General features: G+C 33.3%; 8 protein-coding genes and 7 pseudogenes. 2 read left to right on the forward strand and 13 right to left on the reverse strand.

Features of this window, described 5'->3' with window-relative positions:
- Nucleotides 1-358: 358 nt before the first annotated feature.
- From ABLV90_RS01520 to pgsB, 5 genes and pseudogenes are all read right to left on the reverse strand, one after another.
- Nucleotides 359-2,009 (reverse strand): annotated as a pseudogene (locus ABLV90_RS01520) (gamma-glutamyltransferase).
- Between the two features lie 2 nt (nucleotides 2,010-2,011).
- Nucleotides 2,012-2,170 carry a hypothetical protein gene (locus ABLV90_RS01525; RefSeq protein WP_172793174.1) on the reverse strand — a complete coding sequence of 53 codons (159 nt, stop codon included), beginning with the start codon at nucleotides 2,168-2,170 and terminating at the stop codon, nucleotides 2,012-2,014.
- A pseudogene (locus tag ABLV90_RS01530) lies at nucleotides 2,160-3,232 on the reverse strand (CapA family protein). Before ABLV90_RS01530 ends, ABLV90_RS01525 begins: the two are co-directional and overlap by 11 nt.
- A gap of 14 nt (nucleotides 3,233-3,246) precedes the next feature.
- Entirely contained in the window at nucleotides 3,247-3,699 is a 453-nt protein-coding gene (gene pgsC, locus ABLV90_RS01535; protein WP_002506667.1) for a poly-gamma-glutamate biosynthesis protein PgsC, read from the reverse strand.
- A 1-nt stretch (nucleotide 3,700) separates the two neighbouring features.
- Nucleotides 3,701-4,859 (reverse strand): annotated as a pseudogene (pgsB, locus tag ABLV90_RS01540) (poly-gamma-glutamate synthase PgsB).
- 443 nt (nucleotides 4,860-5,302) lie between these two features.
- On the opposite strand from pgsB, the gene ABLV90_RS01545 reads away from it, so the two are divergent.
- Both ABLV90_RS01545 and ABLV90_RS01550 read left to right on the forward strand, forming a co-directional pair.
- Nucleotides 5,303-5,629, forward strand: a complete 327-nt coding sequence (locus tag ABLV90_RS01545; RefSeq protein ID WP_427706364.1) for a hypothetical protein — start codon at nucleotides 5,303-5,305, stop codon at nucleotides 5,627-5,629.
- Between the two features lie 171 nt (nucleotides 5,630-5,800).
- A complete protein-coding gene (locus ABLV90_RS01550; protein WP_460871996.1) occupies nucleotides 5,801-6,955 on the forward strand; it encodes an ArgE/DapE family deacylase in 1,155 nt (384 codons plus the stop codon).
- Between the two features lie 215 nt (nucleotides 6,956-7,170).
- Here ABLV90_RS01550 and ABLV90_RS01555 read toward each other — a convergent pair whose 3' ends face one another.
- From ABLV90_RS01555 to ABLV90_RS01590, 8 genes and pseudogenes are all read right to left on the reverse strand, one after another.
- Nucleotides 7,171-8,145 (reverse strand): alpha/beta hydrolase fold domain-containing protein, encoded by a 975-nt coding sequence (locus ABLV90_RS01555; protein ID WP_427706360.1) that lies wholly within the window; start codon nucleotides 8,143-8,145, stop codon nucleotides 7,171-7,173.
- 150 nt (nucleotides 8,146-8,295) lie between these two features.
- Entirely contained in the window at nucleotides 8,296-8,814 is a 519-nt protein-coding gene (locus ABLV90_RS01560; RefSeq protein ID WP_069817195.1) for a GNAT family N-acetyltransferase, read from the reverse strand.
- A gap of 273 nt (nucleotides 8,815-9,087) precedes the next feature.
- Complete coding sequence (locus tag ABLV90_RS01565; RefSeq protein ID WP_460871997.1) at nucleotides 9,088-9,414, reverse strand: thioredoxin family protein; 327 nt, start codon at nucleotides 9,412-9,414, stop codon at nucleotides 9,088-9,090.
- A gap of 179 nt (nucleotides 9,415-9,593) precedes the next feature.
- Nucleotides 9,594-10,566 (reverse strand): annotated as a pseudogene (locus tag ABLV90_RS01570) (D-cysteine desulfhydrase family protein).
- A 30-nt stretch (nucleotides 10,567-10,596) separates the two neighbouring features.
- Nucleotides 10,597-11,119 (reverse strand): annotated as a pseudogene (locus tag ABLV90_RS01575) (VOC family protein).
- A gap of 56 nt (nucleotides 11,120-11,175) precedes the next feature.
- Complete coding sequence (locus ABLV90_RS01580; protein ID WP_069833195.1) at nucleotides 11,176-11,724, reverse strand: GNAT family N-acetyltransferase; 549 nt, start codon at nucleotides 11,722-11,724, stop codon at nucleotides 11,176-11,178.
- Nucleotides 11,725-11,903: 179 nt separating this feature from the next.
- Nucleotides 11,904-13,941: pseudogene (gene ptsG / locus ABLV90_RS01585) on the reverse strand (glucose-specific PTS transporter subunit IIBC).
- A 226-nt stretch (nucleotides 13,942-14,167) separates the two neighbouring features.
- A pseudogene (locus ABLV90_RS01590) lies at nucleotides 14,168-15,561 on the reverse strand (YfcC family protein).
- Nucleotides 15,562-15,807 lie beyond the last annotated feature (246 nt).

The raw sequence follows: 15,807 nt of genomic DNA on the forward strand, positions 1-15,807 counted from the left end.
TTTTTAAATTTTATTATTAAATATCTTGCTATATAAACATATTTTATAAGTCCATTTTTATACTCTACTCATAAAATGCATTATATAAACATTATATTACCAACTATTATGGTCTTTTTCTACTTATATCCATCCCCGTACAAGTTAATACAGTTTTTTTCTAATTTCAAACCATATCTTTACTTTAATAATAAATATTACAGAACTTTATAAAATTTATTTCCGACTAACATCCTAAACTTATTTAAATTAATATGACAAAAAAGCAGACTTCCTTAAATAGGAAATCTACCTTTTCACTTTTTGTCATCAAATTTATGTTGTTTTCTAGAATCATCAATTTAGCTTGCGTCTTATGTTATCTATTACCAACATCGTGACCTATTTCTACAGTCTTATCATTTTTATTGTAAAGTGCTCGCTTGCACACTACCAAAGTTAGGATCATTTCGTTTTTCTTCTACTTTAAAACCTAAACTTTTGAAAATAGCAACATCTGCCTTACTCATAGCATTTTCATAAAACACTGTACCACCATCATTGTAAAAGCGTGGCTTATCTATTGACTCTTGAAGCGTGCCATTACCCTTTAAGTAATCTATCAGGACTTCATTGGTTGTGGTAGGAATCTTATTACCTCCTGGCGTCCCAATACCCATATAATAATCAGGACCCACCACTATACTTGGAGCTGTATATGATCTAGGTGTTTTATGTTTCCCACCATGGTTAGGGCTTAACGGATCAGAAGAAAAGTTTGATAAAGAGTTATTCATATAGAAGCCTTCCTTCATAAAATCACCTGAACCAAAGAAACTTGATAAGGTATTAGTCGTACTTGTTACTTTGCCCTCTTTATCAACTACAACAAAGTGTGTTGTACTGGTATTATCTACATTATTTGTATTGAAATTACTTTCAAAGTTCACTTCATTTAGTTTGCCTAGTAAATAATCTTGAGATAAGTATTCATCGTAATCTTCATCTTGGCCATTGACTATATCTCTATTTCGATACATAAGTGCTCTCGATTTTAAAATACCAGTAATATAATCTAAACGGTTATTAGGGGTAGTTTGATTATTTGGATCTATTTGCTCATTTGTTGGTGCAGATTGGGTATTTTGTGGCACTTGATTGTTTGTTGCTTCATCTATTTCTAAACCTTGAAGCATCAATGTGCCACCTAATGGATTAGATGCAGAATATACTTTAGTATTTAAATAATCTGTACTAACCGGTTCTTTTTTCGTGGTTTTATAACTATTAAAATCTTTTTCAGTTATTTCTTCATCTACTTGATCAGAAACACTTTCGCCCACTTTATCATAGAAATAGTCTGGCCCATGATCTCTAATTCCTTTAATTGTTTTAGCTAATTCTGGCTGTTTAACTACTTCGCCTTCTCTTTTAGTTTTGTCATCTTCAAAGAATGGTGAGTTTCTATCAACATCAGAACCATATAATTTTAAACTGCGTTCTAATTCCGAATCCACTTCAAACCCATCTTCTGCTAAAGGAATCACATAGTTTAAGATTTTCTCTTCATCCATTTTACCCGCTTCTTTATGGGCATCATGTATCCCTCGTACAAAACCTGGTGTGCCTATTTCGTCTTTCTCATCATATTTAAACGATGAAATATCTTTGTATTGCCATTGCTTTGGCGCAACATTCGGTTTGCCATCATAGGATAACATCGCGCCTCCTCCACCTAAGCCAGAGGAGTGAGGCTCGGTTATTGCTAATGCATATGAAACACCCATGGAAGCATCTACAGCATTTCCTCCATCTTTAATAATTTTCTCACCAACACGGCTTGCTATTGGGTTATTAGACGCAACACCATAATTTTCATCAGATGGGTTTTGATCATGATCAGCAATCTTATTTTCATATAATTCATCTTTATTATAATTATCTTCTTTGGTTGCTATAAAAAAGATAAAAGAAATGATTATAGTAAGGAGTAAGATTACGATGAGTGTTTTTTTATTATAAATACTCATACTTAAGCTCCTTTAGACAAATATTGGTGATGCGATGTTTTAAGTTCATTTTGTTCATATTGATCTAAGCCTTCATTCGCACGAGCAAATACAATTAATAAAAAGATGACTAATACTATTGAAACTACCGTAATGCCCACCCATTGTGTTTTAATGTTCATATACGTAACCTCCATTCTCTTTTTTAAGGTCTACACTCTTACTTTCAATATTGTTCAATAATTTAATTTCTTCCACTTTGTTAGGATTGGATTCTGTAATTTTTCCACCTTGTGATTTAATTGGTGTTACCATAAATTCTGAATCTTTACCATTCCAATTTTGCTGAACAGCTAAGCCTTGTTTATTTTTAGATAAAAAATCTTCAGAAGTTACGTTACCAAGGCTATAAAAAATACTCGTATCTTTGTATTTTTCTATCTGTTGAATAACTGAGTTATGACCGATAATGACATCTGCACCAAGCATCAACAAGTGAATGTGCATATTTCTTTTGTCTTGTTGTAACAGCGCGTTCATCCGTTATTCCCCAATCAACATTAGCCACAACATAATCATTTTCCTCTTTTAACTTTTTAATTAATGGAATATAGATATTCGGTTCTAAACTCACCGATGTTGTATTTTTCAAGGTGTCCGTGTAATCAGATTCAACGTCTGTAAACGAAACGTTGGCAATTTTTTTACCTTTAACTGTTTGCTGTACTGTTTTACTATTAATAGGATTCGAACCATTTCCAGTTAAATAATTATAACCTGACCTGCCCTTCTACCGCTCTACTAAACTCTCTCGCTGTTATATTATCGGTGACTTTGTTGATAATATTTAAACTTTTAATATTTAAACCCTTCAAAAACATGACGTTCTCTAAATTCATATTAATATTTGTCTTTCTATCATCTGAAAAATTAGTGAGTTTTAAACTTGCTGTTGAGTAATCACTCGCATTTAAAACACTTTCTATCGGACTAAAGGTGTCATTAATATTATTTTTCCTTATATGCTTATTCATTTCTATATTGCCTAAATAAGTCATCCTTATATCATCCTTGGCTTTCTTCATAGCTTGAACTGGTTCAACTTTTTGTGATGACATAGTGAATATTAAAAGTGCAATTGCCCCTATTAAAATAATGCCGGTGTATATAGAGTTGCGTTTTTTGTGACGTTTCGTCCATTTTAATACCCGTTCCTCTATAGTAAATCGTTTAGATTGTTTCATATTTATGCTCCTTACTAATTGATAAAGCTATAAAAGAATAAGATGACATAAGTAATACATGTTAATAACATACATGTAGATAAAGTAATAATGACACCTTGTTTTTGAATTGTATTTGCTATGATACCTGGAATAACAACGCCAATCCCTGACATCTCCACCATTTCAAAAGGAGTTAAGGGATAAATGATGTCAAATACAAACTTTAATACCATACCAGTAAGTATCATTGCCGCAAATTTTCTACGACCATATAAAATTACGATTTTGCTTACACCATGATTAACAATGAAATATGTAATGCAACTAATAATGAGTACAGATAGTAACATAATCGGCTGATCAAAAATCAGTGCTAAATATCCTGGTACTACTAATCCAGCTGGACTAATACCAAATTTTTCGGCAAAGATGAGACTTAGTACAATGCCCACAAATAATGAAAAATATAACTCTGAACCTATCATATTATTTGATCCCTTCTATATATTGCGCTATTTCTTTACCTGGTCCGTGAATGTTACCAACACAGAAAATCAAGGCATTTTGAGACTCTTTATATAATGCGCGCTCAACTTCTTTTATATCTTTACCTTCGAAGTTTAAATACTTCTTATTCGGCTGGCCTTTCATTACATCGTTGACCATTTGAGTACTTTTACCAGTACAAATTAATGTATCGAATTCGACATCCTTTAAAAAATCTTCACAAAATTGTCTCGTTCTGTCGATCCTGTCAGAGCGACAATTTAATATAAGTACAATTTTTTTATATGGATAATTATAGGTTTCAACTTTGTCTAGTATTGCTTTTGAAGATTTCGGCTCATTTGCGAGCAAATGCATTAACATAAACGTTAGTTGAATTGTTAGCATTAAAGTATTTAACTTCAACCGCTCCAACATCAGGTGGCGCATTTAACATGCCACTCAGAGCTGTATCTCGATCTATGCCCATTGCTTCGGCAACGCCCATAGCAATTGCAACATTATCTGGGAATACAATGTAACCGAACTTTCTGAGATAGGATTCAGGTACATCTTCTTTATTAACAACAATTAATTTTGTTTTACGTTTTTTAGCAACTTTAGCAAAAAATTTAGTATAATCATCTTTCATCACTACAAGATGTCCTTTGTATGGAATGGTTGCGGTAAATGCTTCGGCTACCTCATCTAACGTTGGACCTAACACATCCATATGATCTTCCATCACATTCACAATCACACCAATATTTGCTTTCACTAAGTCTTTTTGGAATGTAATTTGATAATCTGGATTAACTGCCATACATTCATTTACTAACGCATTGGCTTTTTGTTTTACAACTTTGCGAATAATGTCACGTTGTTCGCCGATATTTGCTCCTTGAGGCTTCCTATAAACTGGATACTCTCTTGGTGTAAACCAATACAGCATACGTGCATCTGTCCCTGTTGTTTTACCTATAACTCGGTAGTTATCCTCACGCAGTGTACTGTAAATCAATCTAGTTATAGTAGATTTACCTCTTATACCATTTATATTTATGCGTATCGGTACTTTTTCTAATCTGTAGGAATGTTGTTTTTTCTCAACAATACCTAGCCAAAGAATGAGACCTACACATATGATGATGAGTAGCAAATTTTATCCCTCTTTTCAGCAGCGTATTTAATTTTATGTATATATCAAAGCGAGGTTAATCATGTTCTTAATACATAGTGAAGATGTATCAACTAAAAATAGCATTCACAACGTTTAAACAATTCCTACCTATCAATACCGTTATGCTACCATGCAGTTATTGATTTAATATAAATTGTTTGAATTATTGATTAATATTTCGTAAATTCAAATTTACAATACATGTAATATTCATCTTTTATCTTTATAAACCCTTATTTAATGGCATTTATATTTTTAGAAAAAATAAATATTTTTTATCGAAAAATTTAAATTTAATTTAGTATTGCGGTTTATTTTGCCATAAACAAATATATAATATTTACTGCTTCTTAACATGTTATTAAAAATTAAATGTTATCTTATGTGTGTAGGGAACAATAAATCTATATAGGAGGCAGTTTATGAGTAAATCTGTTAAATTAGTAGTTTCTATATATCTTGGTGTTGTATTTCTTATCACTTGTAGCTATCTCATTATGATTTTAGTTGGAAGTATGCAAGGTAATGATATGAAGGGTGCAGTATTAGATACTGATAAGCCTACAAACATTGAAAATGTAGAATACAATAATGAAGCTTCATCTGAAAAGACAACAACTGAAAGTAATCGCGTACCCGATGAATTACAATCTAATCTTACTAGTTCATTAAAAACAGAAACTTTATCACACAATGTTAATACTCATACAAGGTCCCTAGATCGCACTTCATCTAAGAGCCATGTATGATTTTTTTGTTAAACATACGATATGGGCTCAAAATATAAATAAAAACTCGAATAAATTTCACTTTCATTATTTATCCCCTATTTCAATACGTTAAAATTTAATTAGTCGGAATCTTCAGATATAATTAAGTTGACAGATGGTTATTATTTAAAGAAAAGGGGTTTTATTAAGATGAGTAAATTTTCAGAAGCAGAAAAAGTTCAAGTACTAGAAGATTTAGTAAGTATTAAATCTGTTAATGACCACGAAATTGAAGTATGTGAATATCTTAAAGGTTTATTATCTAAACATGGTATCGACTCCAAAATAATTAAAATCAACGATACACGTGCAAATTTAATAGCAGAAATTGGTGAAGATGGGCCTGTTCTAGGTATTTCAGGGCATATGGATGTCGTTTCAGAAGGCGATAAAAATAAATGGACATATGACCCATTCAAATTAACTGAAGTAGATAATAAATTTTATGGACGTGGTTCTGCAGATATGAAATCAGGACTTGTTGCATTGGTTATCAGCTTGATTGATATCAAAGAACAAGGGTTAATAGACCATGGAAGAATTCGTTTACTCGCAACTGCAGGCGAAGAAATCGTAGGTGAAGGCGCAAAAGCTTTCCAAGAACAAGGTTATATGAAAGATGTCGAAGCACTTGTTATTGCCGAACCATCTCAAGATAGAATTGTTTATGCACATAAAGGTTCAATGGATATTCGTGTTACTTCAAAAGGTAAAGCTTCACACAGTTCGATGCCACACCTTGGTTTTAATGCGATTTCGCCACTCGTGAAATTTGTTTATAAAGCGGATGAAGGTTTTGAAAAATTTGATAAAAGTAATACGCTTTTAGGTAATGCCATTATGAATGCTACTATCTTTAATGGCGGTAACCAAGTGAACTCCATTCCCGAACATGCTGAGTCAGAATTTAATATACGTACAATCCCAGAACATGATAACGAACAATTCATTTCCTATTTCAATGAAATTTTAAAACAAGTTGAAACTGATCATACAGATATTGAAATCGACACTTATATGTCTAGACCACCTGTTTATACAACGGGTCAAAATAAACTAGCAGAATTAGCACACGAAATGGGCACCAAATATTTAAATGCTGATTTACCTTTAGAAGCTTCACCAGGTGTAACCGATGCTTCTGACCTACTTGTAGATAAGGACGAAGATTTTTCATTTATTATGTATGGTCCTGGTTTAGTCAGTCAAGCGCATCAAGTAGATGAATATGTAGAAAAAGATGTGTATTTATCATTTATTGACCTATTCACAGAATTTTTCCCAGCTTATTTAAAAAATAAATAATACTACTTACGTGCGTCGTTTCCTAAAATAACTCGCGTAAGTAGTATTTTATAAAATAAAGGACCTTCCAAAAATTGAAAGGTCCTTTCAGTATGTCGACAAAGTCTAAGACTTTGTTGGCAATTTTTTTATGCACACTTTACGTAGTCACAGCCAAAGTCTTGTAGTCTTCGGCTCGTGCTTTTCTGCAGAAGTCGGCCAAAAAACAGCCTTTTTTAATGTTTATTGACAATTTGCTTTAGTTGTTCTAAAAATTGTCGTCTTTCCGGAATTGGAAAGATTGGATGAATATGGAATAAATTATAACCTGGTAAGAAATCATGTTCTATATTTTTTTCATTTAATAAGTTCGATAATTTCACTGCATCTGGGTATAACGTTTCTTTTGTGCCTATTGAAATTGTAATGTGTCCTAAGCCATCTAATGCACCATTTATTGGAGAAACACGCCAATCTGTTAATGGTGTGTCGCCTGTCCACAATTCTATGAAATATTGTGTACCTTTAATGCCTAACATAGGATCTATTTTTTCATACACTGGTGCTTCAGGATTAGATAATGTTAAATCTAAAACAGGAGAAATCAAGACAATATTACTTGGCTGTTCTAAGCCTAATGTTTTGATATATTGTGCAAATGACAATGCAATTTGACCGCCTGCCGAATCACCAATGATAATCACTTGTTGTGGATGTTCTACTTGAGCAATTATATTATTATAGATTTCAGTAAGCAATTCAAACGTTTCTTTGTAAGTTGCATGTGGGACTTTGGGATATACAGGCATAATGACTTTCGCATCCAATTCATCTGCAAGTATATCTATATACTCAAAGTGCATTTTAATGGGGTCTTGGAACCACGCACCTCCATGTAAATACAGTACAACTCGCTGCTGGCTATCTGCTTTATCATTCACTACATATGTCGTTGTATTTTGTATGTTTGTAGTTCGAACATCGTTACGAAAGCTATAGCCCGTGCCTTTATGTGGCCCCTCTGTATCTTTCATCACAATTTTCAAGATTTTTTGCGCATTTTCTACACTTTCAAATGGCTTTTTCATTTGAGTAGCTCTTATCATTGCTTCATATAAAAAGCTTTTATAACTACGTTTTTCTTTTACTTTAGCATAAAAGTAGGAAGTTATTACACCAATACTCGTTAATGCTACAATTTTTTTCAACAAAATATATAACCTCCTTCAATTCGTCTGATATATATATTTTATAATAAAGTAGTTCACATTTTTAGTAAAAGCAATTACGCAAGCTTAATATTTTAATTTTATGTATATATCATTGATTGCTCAATCTTACCTTGTCTTTTCGCCAGACAACTACAACATGCGCATAGCATTAGGAATAAGGTCTTGATCTAATATCATTGCCATATAAAGTTCATCATAGTAATGTTCATCCATATAAATCGATTCACGTTTAATACCTTCGATTTTAAACCCTAATTTCTCGTAAAAGTTTATAGCAGGTGTATTCGATGTGATCACATTTAATTCTAAGCGTCTTAACCCCTTGCGCTTCGCCCACCTAATTGTTTCACCAAACATTTTTGTTGATAAGCCTTGCTGTTGCTTGTTGTTAACGAGCCCTGTCACAATATAACCAATATGTTTCACCTTAGACAATGTACTAATATGTGCAGACAAATAGCCTAAGATTTCATTATCATCTGTTTTAACACCAATATAAAAATTGCGCTTAATATCATCAATAAATGCTTCTTTATCAAAACTACGTTCATCTGGCAAATACAACATATACTGCGTTTCTTGGTCGATTTTCTTCATACAAGTATATAATGCCTCTGCTTCATCAGGACAGATTCTTTCTATTCGCATATACATCCCCCTATTGCGCTATTAATATTCTTTATCATACATTAATTTTAAGAAACATGAAACTTTTAATCTAATTACCCTCATTTTTATTTGAGACAATTTAATTATTCTGTGTTATTAAAAATATCAACAACACAAAGATGGGAACATGAAATCAAAATTTCAGTTTCCATTGGTAGTGTTAACTGAGTCATATTATAATTTTTATACATAAGACACCTCGTTTTAAAGTTATGTTAGAGTAACTTTAAAACGAGGTGTCTTATTTTTGTATTAATTTATACTTTGATACATCAAATTCAACTGATGTTCAAATCGTTGCATATCAATAAAACGACCTTGTCTGTGCATTTCTTTTCCATCTAAATATATTAAATCTACCGGCACAGTAAATATCGATAGTTCACCGACGATAGCTTCTAAATTGCTTTGATTTATAACGCCTAGTGACACATTAGTGTATTCACCTACAAGTCCTTCTATCTGTGGTAAAACTGCATGACAAACGCTACAATTGTCTCTCATCACATGTATAATCGCTAATTTATGTTTGTTAACAAACGCGTGAAATGATTCTATCGTAGTCAATGTTTGCGTCATTTTAAACACCTTCCTCGTCACACAAATTGTATCTCATTATGAAACATTTTCAGAAGAATAATCAACGTATTTGCTCCAAAATACAATAATATAATATTTAAAAACAGCTCATATCCTTTGAGCAATTGTCCATTTTATATTTTTAAAGCATCGCTTTCGACTTTTATAGTGTCTACGTATTATTTTACATCAATTAATTGTTCAATTCGCGTTCTTATCTCTTGTGTATAGCCTTGTAAACCACCTGTATGAATAAACAAAATGCATTGCTTGATCATCATAATGACCTTGTTTTATTTCCTCAACAAGTCCTCGAAAAGCTTTTCCAGTATATGTGGGATCTAATATTATTCCTTCTTGTTGCGCGATGTCGATATAAAATTGGAGTTCTTCATCCGTTGCTTGACCATATCCTAAACCAATATATTCGTCGTTGATTAAAATGGATTCAAACGAGGCCGTCTCTTTGTCTAAATCTTTAATAATCTCAATGACTTTATTTTTAAAAGTTTCAGCATTTTTGTTTACAGCATATCCAATGATTTGAGTTTCTAAGTTATTACTCGTTTTGCCAAACCAAAGTCCAGCGTATGTTCCACCAGAACCTACAGCTAAATTAATAGAATCAAACTGAACGCCTAACGTGATTTCTTGTTCTAATATTTCTTCATAAGTATTGATATAACCATGAGCGCCTATCCAATCAGATGCACCTGCAGGTATTTTAAATGGCGTTTTACCGCCTTCTTCTAATTCTATATACAATGAATCCATTGCTTCTTCTCTTGAAGCATTGGGTTCTATAAGATGTATATGAGCGCCTAACATCGTTGCCAAAAACAAATTCCCTTCATAGTATTTCTTTGTGCCTCTCAATATTAAATGACATTCTATATTATATTGTGCACAGACAGCGACAGTTGCACGCGCATGATTAGATGTGATTGCTCCAGTTGTAATGACTGTATCATAACCGTTATCTAATACATACTGTATTGTATATTCTAACTTCCTTACCTTATTACCTGAAATTTCGGTTCCTGTATAGTCATCTCTTTTAATATAGATGTCTTTACCTAGTGACTGACTTAGTGACTCTAATTTATGAATAGGTGTCTTTAAATTCGCGATATTTAATTTTCTTTGTAACATCATCGATTCCCCTTAGTTAAAGTTTTATATTTATTTTTTAGGTATAAACACTTTAGTTTCACTGTCATCTGGATAATAATAACCCTCAGGAATAGTTTGTAATTCAATTAAACTTCCCCATGGCGTGCGTATATATACGGTTTTATTATTTGCTGTATCTTCATATTTTGTATTACTGTGTGGTTCTGAAATCGGTTTGCCCCCTGCTTGTATCACTCGCTTAAGAGTAGCTTCAAAATCATCTACGTAAAATGAAATATGTGTAAAACCCATATCTTGTAACGATGCTCGGCCTTTGCTGAGCCGCATCTTTAAATTCAAACATTTCTATATTAGGTCCATTATGAAATACCATCATACGTTTCTTTATAATTTTTGCCCCTTGCTCTATATCTAAGACATGTTCTACAAATTCACCTGATCGTGCATCATCGGCTTTTGTTTGACTATCATAGGCTACCTTTCCGTCCAAAGCTTTTTTGAAAAAAATAGTTGCAACTTCAATATCTGGTACCGTTAATCCAATATGGTTTATGCCTCTTGTGATATCCATATCCATCCCCTTTCAAATTATTATTTTTAAAACGCGATGAAAGTGTTTAATTTATTTTAGTGAAAGTGTTCTTTTAATAATATATAACGGTTCATATCTCTAAATACTTCTCCATCGAATAGATCTTGATAATCAGTAGCAACAAAAGAAAAGCCAACTTTTTCAGCCACTTTATTGCTTGGTATATTTCGAACATCGGCTAAAATAGTCAATTTATTTAAGCCTAATGTTTCAAATGCATAATGACACATATACTTCACGCACGTCGTTGTTATTTGCTTACCTGTATAATCTTCAGCAATCCAATAACCAATTTCTGCTTTGCGATTCTTCGTATCTATTTTATGTAAATCTATGGTACCTATAAGATCATCTTCATAATAAATAAGAAATAAGCGACCTGTATTGTCCGCATGCTGTTGAATCATCATTTTCAAATATGCACTTTCGTCTTGGACTGTAACATCTTCCGTAATAAATTCTAGAAATGGTTCTAAGTGTGAAAAATTTTCTTTAATTGTTTGATATAATGCTTCAGCCATATTTGACTCTGGTGGCACAAGTGTTACTTTAGGCATCACTTGCATTGATGGTCTATAGTTCATAATTTCACCCTCATTTTTAGTATAATCATAACTCCTATGATATTTATAATTTCAGAATATTTCAACATTTTATCTTAAAAAATAAAAAACAGTTCGAATTTTTATTAATTCGAACTGTTTGAGTTGCTATATAACTACATTATTGCAGTTTCACTTAAAGTTTATATTTTTATGATTATTTAGTCTTGTTTAACTGTCATAATCAATTGCTCTGATTTCACGTCTGTTACTTCAGTTATTTCAAGTGTTCGGTTTTCTAAGTTTGTTAATATCAATGGCGTCACAATACTAGGCGCGTTTGCTTTAATATAGTCTAAATCAACGTGCATTAGCGTTTGTCCTTTTTTAATTGTGTCTCCTGTACTAACCATACTTTCAAAACCAAGCACCATCTAATTTAACAGTATCAATACCAATATGGATAAGTAATTCTATACCTTCATCTGACTCAATACCAATGGCGTGTTTGGTAGGGAATATTGTTTTCACCGTACCGTCAAATGGTGCCACAATTTCTCCATCTTCAGGAACAAATCCTACACCATCGCCCATCATTTTTTGAGCGAAAACTTGATCAGGCACTTCTGATAAAGGTATGATTTGACCTTTACCTGGTGAATAAATTTCTACTTCATCCAAATCGTCCATCTGCGTTACTTTATTATCGTCCTCTACTGGCACTGTCGTTTCACTTGGTTTTGTAATTTCACCTTTCATAATCATAGCCATATCATGCTTGATTTGATCGGATTTAGGACCGAATATTGCCCGCATATTATTACCCACTTCAAGCACGCCAGAAGCACCCAATGCTTTCAATCCACCAACATCGACCTTACTCTTCTCTTTTACTTCAACACGTAGGCGTGTGATACAAGCATCAAGATGTTTAATATTCTCTTGACCACCCATTGCATCTAACACTTCAAATGGTAATTCACTTGCTGTTGCAGTAGAAGCTTCAACTTGCTTGTCTTCACGACCAGGCGTTTTGTAATTGAATTTTGTGATTAAGAATCGGAATACAAAGTAATAAATTACTGCGTATACCAGTCCTACTGGAATCACTAGCCACCAACTTGTTTGGTTCGGTAACACACCTAATAATACAAAGTCTATAAAACCACCTGAGAATGTATATCCTAAATGCACGTCTAATAGATACATTGTTAAAAACGCTAAACCATCCAATATTGCATGAATAAAGAATAATAATGGCGCTACAAATAAGAATGAGAATTCTAATGGTTCCGTAATACCCGTTAAGAACGAAGTTAAAGCTGCAGAACCCATCAAACCAGCCACAATTTTCTTACTTCCAGGTTTCGCTGTATGATAAATAGCCAAAGCAACTGCAGTGTAAGCCAAACATCATTACTGGGAATTCACCCTGCATAAATTTACCTGCTGTTAAATGGCTTCCTTCACGAATTTGTTCAACAAAGATACGTTGGTCACCACGAATAATTTCTCCTGCTGCGTTAGTCCATGAACCAAATTCAAACCAAAACGGTGCGTGGAAAATGTGATGTAAGCCAAACGGTATTAATAAACGTTTGATAAATCCGAATAAGAATACAGATAATCCTGTATTGGCGTCAAGTAAACCTTCACTAAATGCATTTAAACCCGTTTGAATATGTGGCCAAATTAAAGCCATAGGAAATGCTAATACAAACGAAGTCAGTGCCATCATAATCGGCACAAAACGTTTACCAGCAAAGAAACCTAAATATGATGGTAATGAAATATTAAAGAATTTATTATAACACCAAGCAGCAAGCGCCCCAATGATAATACCGCCAAATACCCCTGTTTGTAATGTTGGTATACCTAATACACTCGCATAACCACTCGCGAGCATCTGCTACATTATCTTCTGTGACATGTAAAAATGCGCCCATCGTTTTATTCATAATGATATAGCCGACAAATGCGAGCAATAGCTGCAACGCCGTCACCACTAGCTAAACCGATTGCAACACCCATCGCAAATATGATTGGCAAGTTATCAAATATAATACTACCTGCACTCGCCATCATATCAGCAATATTTTGAATTCCTCCATTTTGTATAAATGGAAGGTATTGTTGTAAGGATTCCCCTTGAATTGCTGTACCAATTGCTAGTAATAAACCAGCGGCTGGTAAAATTGCAACTGGTAGCATTAACGCTTTACCAATTCGTTGCAATTGTCCAAAAAACTTTTTAAACATATACAAAACATCCCTTCTCTATCTTTACCGTCAAAACGCACACAAAAAGGCATGAGCAAACAGACTATTCCCGATAGTCGCTTTGTTTGCTCATGCCTGCTTAACCAGTAACACGCAATATGACGATTTCTTTTAATTTAGTATATACTAAGTTAAAAATTTATACAATATCCATTCGTATTCTATTTTTCAAAATGCTATAACTTCTTTTCACTATGATGTGCAATTAATAACCGATTATTAACGCGATAGACATCCCGATACTACAAATCACGACCCATATCACAATTAATTTCCACGCAAATTTAAGCCATTGTGTGTAAGTAATTTTCCCAACAGCTAATGCGCCCATCAGAATTGCGGACGTTGGGAATAAAACATTACTAATCGCATCGCCATATTGGAAGGCAAGCACAGTAACTTGTCTATTAATGTTTAATAAGTCAGATATAGGCACCATTAAGGGCATTGTTGTTAATGCTTGGCCTGAACCAGATGGTATAAAGAAATTCAAGCAAAATTGTAGTATAAACATTGCTATGATTACCATTGAAGAAGGTATATCTGCTAATAAAGTTGTCATGCCATATACAATTGTATCGATGACTTGACCATTCTCTAAAATTACAATAATACCTTTAGCAAAACCAACAATCATTGCTCCAAATAGTATATCTTTCATACCTTCAATCATTGCATCAAAAGTGCCATTCATCCCTAAGCCACCAATGAAACCTGCTAATAAACCAGCGAGTAAAAAGTTGGCACTCATTTCATTAAACGACCAACCATAAGTAAAAATACCATATACGTTTAATACAATCGCCGCAACAATTAAACCTAGACCCATTGCCTGTCTTTTCGTAAAGCGTGGCGTGGACATTCTAGCTTCCACATCACCTTCTGCTTGTTCCAATTCATAAACGAGACTTTTAGTTTTATCCTTCTTAACTTTTCTTGCATAAAACATTACTGTCATTATCGCGGTCGCTAAAATAAATAGATAGATGATTGTCCTTAATCCCCAACCTGAAAACATGGGTAATTCAGCTACAGATTGCGCTACACCGACTGTAAATGGATTGAGCATACCACCTATAAATCCACTGGCTGCCCCAAGTATTACCATTGCGGCGCCTGTAAGTGCGTCATAACCTAATGTTCGAGCTATAATGATACCGATTGGCACGAAAATAATCGTTTCTTCTGCCAAGCCAATAGAAAACCCTAGGATAGAGAAGATAGTCATTGTTAAAGGAATCATAAATCCTTTATATGTTCCTAATGCTTGCATCGCTTTATTAACACCATTTTCAAATGCGCCTGTCTTATGTACGATACCGAATGCGCCACCTACTAAAAAGATGTAGAATACAATTTCTCCACCACTGATTAATCCTTCAGGTATCGCTCTAAATATATCGAAAAATGATACACCATGTTGTTCAACTTCTTGATAAGATCCTGAAACAAACAAGGTTTGTCCATCTTTTTTCTCACGTTCAAACTCCCCGTCGGTATCAAGTATGTAAGTAAGCTTGAAAAGGCAATAATTATTAATAATAATGCATATGTATGTGGCGTTTTAAAACGATTTGATTTGAAAAATGATTTGAACATCACGCTCTTCCTTTCTTCACCCAAACTAACGTCAGTCGCTATTTGTTGTTTATTTACATATATAGCCTATTTTTTGTGAAATAAGCTTTTCTGTTACTTGTTTTTTTATACAAAACGCCTACTATATATAGACGAGATACAGGGAACCCTGTAATCACTTCTGTTCATATTTTACGCTGTAATTGTATATAAAAAAGCTTAATCTCTCAACATCAAATTTGAGAAATTAAGCTTTTATCTTATATT

Origin of the sequence: Staphylococcus sp. 2S1, assembly GCF_046721335.1 — a bacterium.
Taxonomy (GTDB): Bacteria; Bacillota; Bacilli; order Staphylococcales; family Staphylococcaceae; genus Staphylococcus; species Staphylococcus equorum_A.

Bases quoted from the DNA above. Each gene is read 5' to 3' on its own strand.
- ABLV90_RS01560 (WP_069817195.1), bottom strand. From the start codon at position 8,814: ATGCGAATAGAAAGAATCTGTCCTGATGAAGCAGAGGCATTATATACT.
- pgsC (WP_002506667.1), bottom strand. From the start codon at position 3,699: ATGATAGGTTCAGAGTTATATTTTTCATTATTTGTGGGCATTGTACTA.
- ABLV90_RS01525 (WP_172793174.1), bottom strand. From the start codon at position 2,170: ATGAACATTAAAACACAATGGGTGGGCATTACGGTAGTTTCAATAGTA.
- ABLV90_RS01580 (WP_069833195.1), bottom strand. From the start codon at position 11,724: ATGAACTATAGACCATCAATGCAAGTGATGCCTAAAGTAACACTTGTG.
- ABLV90_RS01550 (WP_460871996.1), top strand. From the start codon at position 5,801: ATGAGTAAATTTTCAGAAGCAGAAAAAGTTCAAGTACTAGAAGATTTA.
- ABLV90_RS01545 (WP_427706364.1), top strand. From the start codon at position 5,303: ATGAGTAAATCTGTTAAATTAGTAGTTTCTATATATCTTGGTGTTGTA.
- ABLV90_RS01565 (WP_460871997.1), bottom strand. From the start codon at position 9,414: ATGACGCAAACATTGACTACGATAGAATCATTTCACGCGTTTGTTAAC.